Below are 13,458 nucleotides of genomic sequence, written 5' to 3'. Positions count from 1 at the left end.
AAATTAGATGAATATTGATATTTCTGAACTACTCGAACCCATTAGTGATAGTTTGCCTTGTGGTGATGACTTTTCGTTTTCTAATGAATTTCATGAAATAAAAAAAGCGAAGACACAAGATGATCTATTACTAGATCAAGGTGATTGGGTTGCTGAGCGCAAACAAGCCGATTGGGACTTTGTAGCAAAGAACACGAGTGTTTTGCTAAAAGATAAAACGAAAGATATTCGTCTATTAACTTGGCTCTTAGAGGCTTGGACTCATCTTTATGGTTTTGAAGGTATGGCTAAAGGTTTAACTTTAAGCCATACCATGCTGAATCAATACTGGCAGGAAATTCACCCTGTTATTGAAGATGATGACTTAGATCAACGCATTGGTTTATTACAGGGTTTAATTAATCAACTTCCGATGTTGTTAAAGAAAGTTTCTTTAACCAATACAGCTCCTTATTATAATTTGCTTGATTACGATAATTTTCTATATCACGAAAATGTTCGCCGTAAACAAACTGAAGAGTATGACAGCCAGTCAGGACCATCTGAATTAGAACAATTCGACCAAGCCATTTTTAATACTTCTAAAACTTTTCAATATTCTAATTATCAAGATTTTAGTTCAGTCTTAACCGAGTGGGATGTTTTAAAACAGACTCTTGATCATTTAATGGGATTAGATTCGCCGAGTTTTGCTGCTATTGATTCGGCATTTGAGACCATTCACAGCACATTACGTAAGATTTATAAAGCAGAAGCTTTTGGTACTGGGCTTACGCCAATCCAAGAACAGGCTACTGTTATCACGAGTTCATCTATGGAAAATCAAGGGCCTGTACAAGTTGTTTCAGATCAGCCAGCTTTTCAGCCTCAAGCACAAACGCACTTGGCTAACCGTGAACAAGCAATGAAAGTATTGCAAGAGATCGCAGATTACTTCCAAGCAAATGAACCTCATAGTCCTGTGAGCTATATGCTTCAAAAAACGATTAAATGGAGTCAAATGCCATTACACGAGTGGTTAGCGCAAGTTATTAAAGATGAGCATCCATTACAAATGGTTCAGGAAATGTTAGGTGTGCAGCCTAAAAATGAATATGAATAAAGATTGGTAAAGACATATGTTTAAAGCTGAAAAAGTCCTGTGGGGCGAAGGTTTATTTTTAAGACCTCAACATTTCCAAATTCAAGATACGTATCATGAACAACGCCTAAATCATACGGTTCGCGCAGTTGTACCTTTTTCATATGGTATTCAGAAGCTAAGTTTCGATGAAGCTCAATTGAGTACACATATTCTTGCTCTTGAGTCTGTAGAGATGATCTGGCAAGACGGTGAAATTTATCAGGCACCGGCATATGATCTATTGCCTGAACCAATTTTATTAGATGATCTTAATTTACGTGGTGAGATGCTAATCTATTTAGCATTGCCGCTTTTACAAGCAAATAAGCAAAATCTAATTGATCAAAACCAAGCGCAAAAGGGTAGATATCAATCTCACCTTGTTGAAACGCATGATTTGTTTACTAATGCTACAGAAGCAGATATTAGTTTGCTACGCCGACGTGCTGTTTTTAAATTATTAGATGTACATAGTAATCCAGACCATAATCTAGATGGTTTCTTATATCTGCCGATTGGAAAGATTAAGCGACAAAGCTCTGGCGCTTTTGAAATTGATCGGAAGTTTATTCCGCCAATTTTACACGTGGATGCCTCTGAATCACTCATTTCAAACTTAAAAAGAACACTGAATGTGATTAAGGCAAAAATTAAGACGATTCAAACCAATAACCGAGAAAATGAACAGAAGTTAATTGAATTCCGTTCAGGTGATATCGTTTCATTCTGGTTAGTAAATGCCTTAAACACAGCTCATGCTGGCCTGAATCATTTTGTGCAATATCCACAAATCCATCCAGAACGTTTGTTCTTCGAATTGTTACGTTTAGCAGGTTCTTTATTAACCTTCTCGACGGCTTATGATGTTGATCAGTTGCCTGCCTATAAACACCATAATTTACAAGAAAGTTTTTCGCAGTTAGACACGATTCTACGTGATTTACTCGATACGATTATTTCGAGTCGTTACATCAGTATTGCACTTAAAGAAATCCGCCCTTCATATTGGGTGGGAAGTCTTGAAACCGATAAGATTACTCGAGATACTCGACTTTATATTGCAGTATCAAGTAGTGCAATGCAGACACATGAGTTGATCCAGATCGTACCTTTACGATTCAAGATTGGTAGCACTTTAGATGTAGAGCAACGTGTAGTTGCTGCATTACCTGCAATTCCATTGCATCACTTGATTCAGGTTCCAACAGCGATCCCAGTACGTTCTGGTGTGAGCTATTTTGAAGTTGAACCGCATCATGAATTATACCAGCGCATGTTAGATTCAGAGACGATTTGTATTTATGTTCCGGCTGGCTTCCAAGATATCAGTATTGAACTGATTGCTGTTATGAACGCTTAAGGGTAAAGGAGAGAAAAATGTCACAATCCACTGGTGCTCCTTCTTTATTTGACGATGGGCAAATTGGAACGGGTGGGAACAATAATAGCCAGTCTCAGGCAAAGCTACAGGCAATCAATCTTATTGATTTATTGCATGATGGCTTTTATTTGGTTTTTTTGATTCGAAATCAGTATGTGCCGGCAGACGCTCAGCAGTTTCGTGAAAAAATCTTAAATTTACTCAATCAATTTGAACAACAAGCTAAAAAGTTACAATTTTCAGCTGATGATATTCATGATGCGAAATATGCATTTTGTGCTTTGATTGATGAAACTATCGTAACGCAACAAGACCCAAGCTATTTTAATTTGCAAAATGCTTGGTTAATTAGCCCATTACAATTGAGCTTGTTTGGTTCTCAGTTAGCAGGGTATCGTTTCTTTGAAATTTTAGAGCAATTGCGAAGTCGTGGAAAAGAACGTCTAGCTGCTTTAGAAGTATTTCATTACTGCCTTTTGCTCGGTTTTCAGGGTAAGTACCGAATTGAATCTATTGAAAGTCTCAACCACCTCGTATCAAGAGTGGGTGATGAAATTGACTATTTAAAAGGGAAAAAAGTTGCGTTTTCGCCGTTCTCGGCAATTCCCGATCAAATACGAAATATTATTCATCGCGAAGTACCTTTCTTTTGGATTTTGATCTTTTTATTGATTTTTGCATTACTTACCTTTGCAGGCTTAAGATTTATGCTGAATAATCAAAATGATAAAGCATTATCTAACTATCAAAATGTGATTTCTGCTCCTCAAGAGCAAGCACATATTACAATTTATTTACCTTGATGATGGAACGAAATGGCTCAGGAAAAACCAACTTCTATTCGAGTTTTACAATCGAATAAAAAAAAGCCGAAATCACCAGTACTTTATATTGTGATTGGTGTGATTGCAGGGGTGTTTGTCAGCATCTCGCTATTCCTGTTCTTGTCTCAACCGAGTTCGCCAGAATCAGCAGCAATTGAGAGTAAATCAACGGAAGAGCAAATTTTAAATCAAGATGCTGTACATTCTTCAGATGAACAAAATCAGGTTGCTGTAAGTCAAGATAACGAGACGGACTCAATGAGTCGTGATGGCTTTGAACAACCAAAAGATAATGAGTTAAGCAATATTTTTAAACCCGTTCCACATAAAGCTGTTGCTACGAATGAACAACGAGTTTCACCATTTGATGAGCAGCTAACAGGTGAAAAGAAAGTTCAGATTGTGCCTCAACTACAGACGGGTGCAGTTAAAGCGACTCAACCTAAAATACAGCCAACTCAGCAAAAACCTGTGATTAAGCCGCAACAACAAGTGGCGCAGGCTAAACCCATAGTTGAGAGTAAAGCTCCAGCCGAACCAGAACCTGAGGTTGAGCCACCTAAGGCATCGGTAGATATTAAAATTACACGAAGTCCTTTTGCCGTGAATTAATGAACTGATGATGATCTTTCTCATTTTCTTTTGCTTTACATGTTTGGCAATTGGTTTAGCGTTTTTAATGTCTTATGAACTCAGGAGTAGAAGCAAAGATTTTGTATTGTCATTACTGCCCCAAGGGCGTAAACAGCTTAATCAGGTTAAACAATTTGCTCAAACCATGAATCAGGCAGCTGCTCCTGAAAAATTACAATCTCATTGGCATTTACAGCAATGGTGGATTGTAATTGCAGGCTTTTTCTTGTTTGCCAGTATATTAGTTTTTGCTTTTACTCGTCCTATTAGTTCAACCCGAATTGAAGCTGAATATCTGAAAAAAACAGATCCTCAAATTTATGCACTTTTAAATGGTGAAATATTATCGCCACCGCCAGAAGTAGATGAAAGCCTAATTGAAGCCGCAATTGTTGAGGCGACGCAGTTAGAGCAGCAATATTCGTCTCAAAATAGTGGAGCTATTAATTCTTCACCGATTGATAACGCCAGTTTCGATGGTCGAGCTATTCTGGACACAAATTTAGTTGATCGTAAATGGGACAAAATGAACCCACGCTATAAACAGCGTTTACTCATGGTCTTTAAAATCATGAAAGAACAATATGGTTATGAGTTGGTTCTATTAGAAGGCTATCGTAGCCCAGCACGTCAGAACATGTTGGCGGGCAATCCTAACACGACTAGAGCAAGGGGGTATCAAAGCTATCACCAATTTGGTTTAGCAGCTGATGTAGCATTTAAGCGAAATGGAAAAGTGGTTATTTCTGAGCGAGATCCGTGGGCAATGCAAGGCTATCGATTATATGGTCAAGTCGCCGAATCGGTTGGGTTAACTTGGGGTGGACGTTGGAAATCTATCCAAGATTATGGGCATACTGAGTTCCGTATGCCGGGCTTAAGAAAAACTCAAGAAATGGCAGAAAAACTGATTGCTGAAAGTTTGAATGATATAAGTTAAATATCGATTGAGGATTGAAAACGTTCTTGTAAAACAGTCGTCATTTTATCTACAAGCTGGGAAATTATCCCAGCTTTTTCCCATGTGTAAATTGAAACGGCCATAGGAGGCACAGCTCCTAATGAATAATATCGACGTACTCTCCGTCCATTGGTCGTAGCTACAGGCAATAAAGATAATCCTAATCCTGTTTCAACACTGACTAACACGCTTTCTAGGCTACTACCCGTAAAGGCAATATACCAACGTCGCCGTTTGCGCTCTAAAGTTGCAAACATTTCGTCCCGATAAAGTCCGCCTTGAGGAAAGGTCACTAAACTCATGGGATCAGACCATTCAGTTGTTGAATTCGAACTTTCAAACCATGCCATTTCTTCTGGGAATGTAGCGTGGTGATCAGCACTAGCAGTAGGTTCTTTGACAATAATAATATCGAACTCACCATTCCGATAACGTTCTGTTAGGTTCCGACTTAAGCCAGAGGTTACATCTAAACGAATGGAGCGATGCTCTTTGGCAAATATACCGAAAACTTCAGCCATTGCAGGACTCATCATATCTTCTGGTAAACCAATACGAATGGGAATACTTCCTGCCGGATCTTTAAGTAGGGCCTCAGCTTCCTGTTGGAGAGTCAAAATCCTTTGCGCATAACCAATTAGATATTCTCCAGATGCCGTCAGTTTGAAAGGCCTTGCTGTCCGATCTTTAAGGGCATGACCGACAGATTCTTCAAGTCGTGCTAACTGCTGACTAACTGTTGATTGAGTCAGGTGTAATCGATCGGCAGCTGCGGTAAAACCGCCAGTTTCAAAAATAGTGACGAAAGCACGTAAAAGGCGAGGATCAAACATATTAGGTACCGCCACACTTAAAAGCCGATAAGATAAATATTTATAATCTTAATACTATCGATTAAATAATTTAATTTCCAAATACTTTTGGTGATCTTTATTCTATTTACAAAATGTTTTGCCAAAAAATTCTATTGGGAGGCCACCATGCGTAAGTCACTAATATGGATGAATCTGATTGTCGCATTAGGGACTTCGGGTTTTACAAATATGACGAATGCAATGGGTGAGTATCCTTTACATCAGGCAGTGATAAATAATGATACACAATCTATTAAACGGATTTTATCTCAAAAAGCTTTAATTGATGAGAGAGATGAAACTGGTTCGACTGCTTTGATGGTCGCTACAAGAGCAAATAATGTACATGCTGCTCATATGCTGATAGAGGCTGGTGCCGATGTAAATGCAAAAGATAATATTCAAGACAGTCCGTATTTGTATGCTGGTGCACAAGGATATTTAAAAATTCTAAGAATGACACTTATGCATGGTGCCGATTTAGAAAGTACTAATCGTTACGGTGGGACTGCGCTCATTCCTGCAGCGGAGCGAGGCCATGTTGAAACAGTTCGTACATTAATTGCGGCCGGTGTAGATGTTAATCATGTCAATAATTTGGGGTGGACGGCATTACTTGAGGCCATCATTTTGGGAAATGGAGAACCCAAATATCAACACATTGTAGAGCTTTTATTAAAGGCAGGTGCTGATCCGAACTTGGCTGATAAAGACGGCATAACTCCCTTACACCATGCGCGGTCAAGAGGATATCGCGAAATTGAAAAAAGACTTCTTGCAGCTGGTGCAAAATAGAAAGTGAGAGTATGTGATGGAAAAAGGTGAACAGTTTTTACGTAAGGCGATTGAGCTTGCCTATAACAATATTGAAAAAGGTGGCAGGCCATTTGGTGCTGTGGTTGTAAAGAATGGAGAAATTATTGCTTCAGGCGTAAATCAGATTATGGTAACGAATGATCCAACCGCACATGCTGAATTACTGGCGATTCGTGCAGCCAGTCAAGTTTTAGGATCTGCCAACCTAGAAGGCTGTTCTGTGTATGCAAGTGGACATCCATGCCCAATGTGTATGGCTGCAATGCGTTTAGCTGGTATAAAGTCGGTGAGCTATGCTTATTCTAATGAAGACGGAACACCATTTGGTTTGTCTACAGCTGAAATATATATTGAGCTTGCCAAGCCCTTTGCTGAGCAATCAATGAAAATTCAATATATACCGATCAGAGTTGAAAACCGCACTGATCTTTATGCGCATTGGAAGAATTATCAAGCCAATCATTCAGGCTCAAAATAATGAAGCAGCCTGGAGCTTTTTTGACCCAGCCGATGCTCATTGTAACTGTGGCTTTAGTTGGCCTTAATTTAAGACCATTTATAACAAGTATTGGACCATTGATTGCCAATATTCGAACAGCTACTGGTTTAAGCTTACAAGGGATAGCACTACTTACTTTGTTACCGATGATGCTTATGGGCCTCATTGCATTTGTTGGCCCAATATTGCAGAACTATGTCGGCGAACGAAAAGCTATTCTTGGTGCATTGCTGGCCATTTGTGGAGGATATGCTGTCCGTTTTTTATTGCCTACATCCGAAGGATTAATTATTAGCGCAATAGTAATTGGATTTGGCGTTGCGATGATACAAGCGGCATTTCCCGGCATGATCAAAAGAGAATTTAGCCAATATATTGGTCCGATGATGGGGCTTTACTCAGCCATGCTTATGGGCGGTGGTGCCTTAGGAGCATGGTTAGCGCCTGTAGTTTCAAATATAACAGGTTTATGGTTTGTTGGACTGGCTTTTTTTGCAGTTCCAGCTTTATTTGCATTTATATTGGCGCTTGTCTTTTTACCAACAAAAGTTGGCTCATCCATTCATCATGCGCCTGTACGCAAGTTATTAAATCAACCTCGAACATGGTTATTAATGATGTGCTTTGGACTTGTAAATGGTGGCTACTCGTCAGTGGTAGCGTGGTTGGCACCTTCTTTTCAAGATCAGGGTTGGAGTGCAGCACAAAGTGGAAAATTACTCGCTTTGCTGGCCTTGAGCCAAGCAGCTTCAGCGCTCATTTTGCCTGTTTTAGCTAGGAAATATAAAGACCGACGTCCATGGTTATGGTTTACGTTAGCAATGCAACTAGTCGGTTTCTCTGGAATAGCTTTTATCCCTGATTTTGCCTCTATGCTTTGGGCAATTTGTTTGGGCGTGGGTTTGGGTGGATGTTTTGCGTTAACGCTTATCGTTGCATTAGACCATTTTGATGAACCGACACATGCAGGTGCTTTATCAGCATTGATGCAGGGTGGTGGTTTTTTACTAGCAGCAATCCCGCCGTGGATTATTGCAATTTTGCATGATCTTACGGGGGCTTACAAAGCAGGATGGCTTTTTCATTTAGTCAGTGTGATATTAGTCGTTATTTTAGTAATTAGATTGAATCCCAAAAGTTATTTTAAGCTGAGTCTATAAAATTTTAAGTGAGCTAAATTTCTTTTTATAGAGAATTACCGATTCTAAATCACAAGAAAATCAGAAAATAGTGATACGATAGAACTGAAAATTTCCGCTTTTAAATGAATACAACAATATTTGATTTTTATGACTTCTTCTTTGAAACAGCTCACTTTATTTAATCAAGGCTTAGGAAAAACTAGTCGATTTGCAAAAGGCATGGATGGAACTTTACAGGCTATTGAGCATTTAGGATATGTGCAGATTGATACCATATCGGTTGTAGAGCGAGCTCATCACCATATATTGTGGAGCCGAGTGCCTGATTATGAGCTAAGTCATCTTAATAGTTTGGTTGGTGAGCGGCAGATTTTTGAATATTGGTATCATGCCGCGTCTTATCTTCCTATGAAAGATTATCGGTATGCACTCCCTGCCATGATGTCTGTCAGGAAAGGAGAAAGCCGTTATTTTAATAGAGGTGATCAGCAGCTCATGAATGAAATTTTGGCGCGTGTTCGTGCTGAAGGTAAAATTCGATTAAGAGATATTGATAAAAATAATAAAAAGAGTTTGGGAAACTGGTGGAATACCGGACCAGGCCGCCGTGCTTTTGAGCAGTTGTATATGCAGGGTGACCTGATGATCTGTGAGCGTAACGGAATGGAAAAAGTCTTTGATTTGACGGAGCGCTGCCTACCTGAAAATATTGATTTAAGTATGCCTACGCTTTATGAATATGCGCAGTATTTATTTAATAATACGCTTCGAGCACATGGTGCATTTACATGGAAACAATTAGTTCATCTAAAGAAAAATGATTTAAAAGAAACTATGCGTGTCGCTCTGAAGGAGCAAATTGACGCAGGTGTTGTATCAGCAATTAAACTTGAGAATGGTCAAACTTTATATGTTGATGTTGCTGCAATAGAAAAAAAGGTTAGTACTGATTTTGGTTTAAAAATACTGTCACCTTTTGATAATTCTCTTATTCATCGCGACCGTCTAGCTTCTTTATTTGAATTTGATTACCGCATTGAATGCTATGTACCAGCGGCCAAACGAGTATATGGTTATTTTTGTTTGCCGATTCTATATCAAGATGAGTTAGTAGGCCGAGTAGATTGTAAAGCACATCGCTCTATAAAAGAGTTAGAAGTGATTAGCCTGCATCTAGAAAAAACAATAAAAAATAAGGAGCTCTTCTTCTTCGAACTGGAACAAGAGCTCAAGCGTTTTGCTGCGTTTAATCAATGCTCAACTATTAATGACAAAGTGATTCAGCGTATTCGTACTAAAATTTAGACACCAAAAGCACTCCAGCTTTTGGTGTTTTCACTTTTTTAGTTCAAAGGCATACGATATTCAATAATTCCTGGTTTTTGTGCAATCCAGTCATAAAGCTTTTGCGCTGTTACATTGGTTTCTTGAGTATGCCAGTATAAACGGTCACAGTTGTGTTCGATAGCTTGCTTCTGCACATATTCAATGAGTTGTTTACCAATGTGTTGTCCACGAACTTCAGGTGAAACATAGAGGTCTTCTAAATAACAGTAATTATTTTTTGCCCATGTTGAACGATGAATAACATAGTGCACAATTCCTAAAACTTGCTCACCTTGTTTAGCAACGGCACAGTACATAGGTTCATTCTCATCGAAGAAACGTTCCCATGTTACTTTTGTGACATGAAGGGGTAAATTCACTTGATAAAAATTTTGGTAAGCAAGCCAATATATTTCCCATTGTGAATAATCTTGTTGCTGAACAGAAACGATTTGAAGATTTTGATTTTGCATAATAATTACACTCTGTTTTAAAGTAATAAAAAAGTCGACAACTAGAGTGTAGTTTTGATAGTGGTATTTTTATAAGATACACTTTTGATATTTTTCACAGTACCAGTTTTGATATGGCCGCTCCAATTTCTGCATCTTTTCCAAATTTAATTTTGCCAAAAGGCCAGATTAAAGATGGGTTATATACGGCTTTGCGTGATGCAATTTTAGATGGAAGACTGACTGCCGGAATAAAATTACCCTCAAGTCGTGCTTTGGCAGAGATGATGTCAATTTCAAGGAATTCTGTATTGGCGGCTCTTGAACGATTACTGGATGAGGGATATTTATTTACTAAACCAAGTTCGGGTACCTATGTTGCTGAGGTTGTGCCAGATCAGTTAATACACGTTCAAAAAAATTCAAAAGAAACGTCTAAAAATACTCATCGTTCCTTAAATATTAATCCAAATATTGAAGCTTTATTGGATTCATGGCGAAAGCAGTCATGGTTAAGTAAAAAGAAAAAGATGTTTCATGTAGGGGTAGGCTGTATTGATTTATTTCCTCATCAACTGTGGGGCAAGTTATTAACACAAGCTTGGCGGCAGTCGTATTATCAGCTTGGTCAATTTTACGACCCGCGTGGCTATCTACCTTTGCGTCAGGCAATTTGTGAATATGTTCGCTCTACCCGGGGGCTAAACTGCAACGAAGAGCAAATTATTATCGTAAACGGAACGCAGCAGGCTATTCATTTAACAGCCTATGCCTTACTTCAAGCAAATGATGAAGTGTGTTTGGATGAGCCGGGATATGATGCAGCTTTTAAGATTTTTCGAAGTTTTGGTGCTCAGGTAAATTTGATCGAAAGTGATGAGGAGGGAATGCAAATTTCTGAAATTACAGATCATTATTTCAAAAGCAAACTGGTCTATACAGCACCTTCACATCAGTTTCCTTTAGGGGGAACTTTAAGTTTAGCTCGCCGTTTTGCTTTATTAGATTGGGCAAACAAACAAGAAAAATGGATTTTTGAAGACGATTATAATAGTGAGTTTCGTTATGGCACGCACCCAATCCAAGCACTACAAGGTTTAGATCAGCAGCAAAGAGTCATTTATTCTGGAACTTTTACCAAAATGATGTTTCCAGAGTTTCGTTTAGGGTTCATGGTTGTACCTGAAGCATTGATTGAAACCTTTAGTGCTGCTAAATACTATACTGACGTGCGAAGTTCATATTTAGAGCAGGTCGCTTTAGCTTTATTCATTCAACAAGGCCACTATGCCCGACATGTACGTAAAGTTCGAAAAGCATGCGATGAGCGTCAACAAGTATTGATTAACGCTATTAATGAATACCTTTCAGATGTACTCGATGTTCAGCCAACAGATTCAGGCATTCATCTTATATGTTGGTTAAAAGCATCATGGACTGAGCAGGAGTTTATTTCTCATTGCTCGGCATTGGATTTGGAGATTCAGCCTCTATCAAGATATTGTCAACTTGAGTCGAAAAAAGCAGCAGTTCTGTTGGGCTATGCTGCACATCAACCTGAGGAAATGGTGGAAAATATTAAGAGACTAGCCATCAGTATCAAAAAGTAAAATAGCTAAACTTTTCAAAATTATATATGAATTTTAGAGTGATTTTATTTTTAATGAGAAGGGCAAAATATTTATTCGATTTTAATATTTTGATGAAATTTTAAAAAATTTAAATTTAAAAGATTTATTAATCTTATTTTAAGCTAACTTTATTATTCTAATAATATCAAAGCTTAGTACAGTACACCTTTTGGCCACATTCTCCAGATGTGGCCTTTTTTTATTAGGAATAAATATAGCTTAGAATGAATTAATTTTTTAAGGAGACTAGGATTTAATCTTCTTCCATGGCATTACTATAAAACTTAACACCTAGTTTAATTCGGTCTCGACCATTACTCATACGCCAGCGATTGGTGTCACGTAAAGAATATACACAGCCACAATATTCCTGTTGGTAAAATTCCTCTCGCTTACTGATTTCAATCATTCGACTAGAGCCACCATTTTTTCGCCAGTTATAATCCCAATATTGAATATCTGGATAATTGGATACTGCCCGAATTCCGCAATCATTAATTTGAGCCATATTTTTCCAACGAGAAATTCCTAACGAACTACTGATGAGACTAAAGCCGTGTTCATGTGCATAAAGGGCAGTTCGCTCGAAACGCATATCGAAACACATGGTACAACGAATGCCGCGTTCTGGTTCATCTTCCATACCTTTAGCTCGAGCAAACCAATTATCCGTATCATAATCTGCATCGATAAATGGAATATTATGCTTTTCTGCGAAACGAATATTTTCTTCCTTACGGATGAGATATTCTTTTACGGGATGAATATTAGGATTATAAAAAAATATCGAAAATTTAATTCCAGAATCAATTAATGCTTCCATAACTTCTCCTGAACAAGGAGCACAGCAAGAATGAAGTAATAATTGATCATGTCCAGATGGGAGTTCTAATTTTAAACGTTGAGTTGACATAATAAAAAATTAAATTGCAATTCTAATGATTATATATTTTTATTTTGTATAATGTGAACTGAATTATTTTCAATTAAACATGAAATTAATTTAAATATGTTAAAATTTATTTATTATTTTATTTATGGTTTAGTTGAATATAATGAAATAATTAGATTATTGAATATTAAAATTATTTATATAGGCACTTTTAAATTTATTAACCGAAATACTATATAGTAATATAAAATATAGATAAATTTAATATTTTTTAAAATAATAATACTAAAAAACAGCTAGGTAAGTAATTGATGTTTCTAGATATAATTTTAAATTTTTTATGTTTTTATTGTGATGTCTGTCACAAATAAACCTTATTTTTTCAATTAAATTATTTCTTTAGATTTGTAGCTTTAATAAATCTATACTATAAAATTCGATGTGTTTTTAAATTTAAGTGTGTGATTATTTGAGATATGAAAGATTGGCAATGTAAGTATTGTAATGGTTACATTATGGTTAATCATTCAAAGATCAGTGTAGGAGAAAAAGTTTACTTTTTGGTATATAAATTTGATGCAAAGAATGAACGGAAAAAATTATATAAAAAGGGAATTGTAGTTGCTCGCTATGATAATATACTTCACATTGAGTCACGTAAAAAAACTTATAAGATCGAACAAGCTAAGGTCTATCCATTAGGAGCACCAATGCCTTTTGTTTATAACATGTTTTGGATTTGCGGGTGTCCATGTACCCTACAAAATTAATTTCTAAAATTTAATTGAATTAATAATCGTATCAAATTTATTTTCACAGCGCTTATAGAGCTTATAGAAAAGCCAAGACAGATAAGCTCATAAAAGTGGTTTTTAGCAGTTAAGGTGTTTGGATTTTTATTTGACAAAGTAAAGATGCTCTTTT

At 37.2% G+C, this 13,458-nt stretch carries 14 protein-coding genes; 11 read left to right on the top strand and 3 right to left on the bottom strand.

The window, feature by feature from the left end; genetic code table 11:
* Nucleotides 1-7 precede the first annotated feature (7 nt).
* From tssA to RMB06_RS15660, 5 genes are read left to right on the top strand one after another with little or no spacing between them, the layout of a single operon-like run.
* Nucleotides 8-1,102, top strand: a complete 1,095-nt coding sequence (gene tssA, locus RMB06_RS15680) for a type VI secretion system protein TssA (RefSeq protein WP_017481494.1) — start codon at nucleotides 8-10, stop codon at nucleotides 1,100-1,102.
* Nucleotides 1,103-1,118: 16 nt separating this feature from the next.
* Nucleotides 1,119-2,483 (top strand): type VI secretion system baseplate subunit TssK, encoded by a 1,365-nt coding sequence (gene tssK / locus RMB06_RS15675; RefSeq protein WP_005076735.1) that lies wholly within the window; start codon nucleotides 1,119-1,121, stop codon nucleotides 2,481-2,483.
* A 17-nt stretch (nucleotides 2,484-2,500) separates the two neighbouring features.
* On the top strand, nucleotides 2,501-3,307 hold the full coding sequence (gene icmH, locus RMB06_RS15670) for a type IVB secretion system protein IcmH/DotU (protein WP_002114531.1): 807 nt from the start codon (nucleotides 2,501-2,503) through the stop codon (nucleotides 3,305-3,307).
* Nucleotides 3,308-3,319: 12 nt separating this feature from the next.
* On the top strand, nucleotides 3,320-3,940 hold the full coding sequence (locus tag RMB06_RS15665) for a hypothetical protein (RefSeq protein WP_311080264.1): 621 nt from the start codon (nucleotides 3,320-3,322) through the stop codon (nucleotides 3,938-3,940).
* Between the two features lie 7 nt (nucleotides 3,941-3,947).
* Entirely contained in the window at nucleotides 3,948-4,901 is a 954-nt protein-coding gene (locus RMB06_RS15660) for a M15 family metallopeptidase (RefSeq protein ID WP_069122799.1), read from the top strand.
* Here the strand turns inward: RMB06_RS15660 and RMB06_RS15655 are convergent.
* Complete coding sequence (locus tag RMB06_RS15655; RefSeq protein WP_311080263.1) at nucleotides 4,898-5,755, bottom strand: LysR family transcriptional regulator; 858 nt, start codon at nucleotides 5,753-5,755, stop codon at nucleotides 4,898-4,900. The genes RMB06_RS15660 and RMB06_RS15655 overlap by 4 nt on opposite strands.
* Nucleotides 5,756-5,902: 147 nt before the next feature.
* Here RMB06_RS15655 and RMB06_RS15650 point away from each other — a divergent pair, with 147 nt between their 5' ends.
* The 4 genes from RMB06_RS15650 (at nucleotide 5,903) to RMB06_RS15635 (ending at nucleotide 9,538) form a co-directional block, all read left to right on the top strand.
* A complete protein-coding gene (locus RMB06_RS15650; RefSeq protein ID WP_311080262.1) occupies nucleotides 5,903-6,571 on the top strand; it encodes an ankyrin repeat domain-containing protein in 669 nt (222 codons plus the stop codon).
* Nucleotides 6,572-6,587: 16 nt separating this feature from the next.
* Complete coding sequence (locus RMB06_RS15645; RefSeq protein ID WP_068613655.1) at nucleotides 6,588-7,070, top strand: nucleoside deaminase; 483 nt, start codon at nucleotides 6,588-6,590, stop codon at nucleotides 7,068-7,070.
* The gene (locus RMB06_RS15640) at nucleotides 7,070-8,251 is read left to right on the top strand and encodes a cyanate transporter (protein WP_311080261.1); all 1,182 of its coding nucleotides are present in this window, start codon (nucleotides 7,070-7,072) and stop codon (nucleotides 8,249-8,251) included. Before RMB06_RS15645 ends, RMB06_RS15640 begins: the two co-directional genes overlap by 1 nt.
* A 129-nt stretch (nucleotides 8,252-8,380) precedes the next feature.
* Nucleotides 8,381-9,538 carry a winged helix-turn-helix domain-containing protein gene (locus RMB06_RS15635; protein ID WP_057069346.1) on the top strand — a complete coding sequence of 386 codons (1,158 nt, stop codon included), beginning with the start codon at nucleotides 8,381-8,383 and terminating at the stop codon, nucleotides 9,536-9,538.
* A gap of 38 nt (nucleotides 9,539-9,576) precedes the next feature.
* Here RMB06_RS15635 and RMB06_RS15630 read toward each other — a convergent pair whose 3' ends face one another.
* Nucleotides 9,577-10,032, bottom strand: coding sequence for a GNAT family N-acetyltransferase (locus RMB06_RS15630; RefSeq protein ID WP_057069343.1), 456 nt, complete (start codon nucleotides 10,030-10,032; stop codon nucleotides 9,577-9,579).
* Nucleotides 10,033-10,145: 113 nt separating this feature from the next.
* On the opposite strand from RMB06_RS15630, the gene RMB06_RS15625 reads away from it, so the two are divergent.
* Entirely contained in the window at nucleotides 10,146-11,621 is a 1,476-nt protein-coding gene (locus tag RMB06_RS15625; protein WP_311080260.1) for a PLP-dependent aminotransferase family protein, read from the top strand.
* Nucleotides 11,622-11,895: 274 nt separating this feature from the next.
* Here RMB06_RS15625 and RMB06_RS15620 read toward each other — a convergent pair whose 3' ends face one another.
* Nucleotides 11,896-12,555, bottom strand: a complete 660-nt coding sequence (locus tag RMB06_RS15620; protein ID WP_014206379.1) for an epoxyqueuosine reductase QueH — start codon at nucleotides 12,553-12,555, stop codon at nucleotides 11,896-11,898.
* 455 nt (nucleotides 12,556-13,010) lie between these two features.
* Here RMB06_RS15620 and RMB06_RS15615 point away from each other — a divergent pair, with 455 nt between their 5' ends.
* A complete protein-coding gene (locus tag RMB06_RS15615) occupies nucleotides 13,011-13,304 on the top strand; it encodes a hypothetical protein (protein ID WP_016141447.1) in 294 nt (97 codons plus the stop codon).
* The last annotated feature ends 154 nt before the right edge of the window (nucleotides 13,305-13,458 follow it).

This window comes from Acinetobacter sp. V104_13 (assembly GCF_031798995.1).
Lineage (GTDB): Bacteria > Pseudomonadota > Gammaproteobacteria > Pseudomonadales > Moraxellaceae > Acinetobacter > Acinetobacter pittii.
Note: the sequence above shows the minus strand (reverse complement) of the source record. Positions and strands in the feature narration are given on the sequence as shown.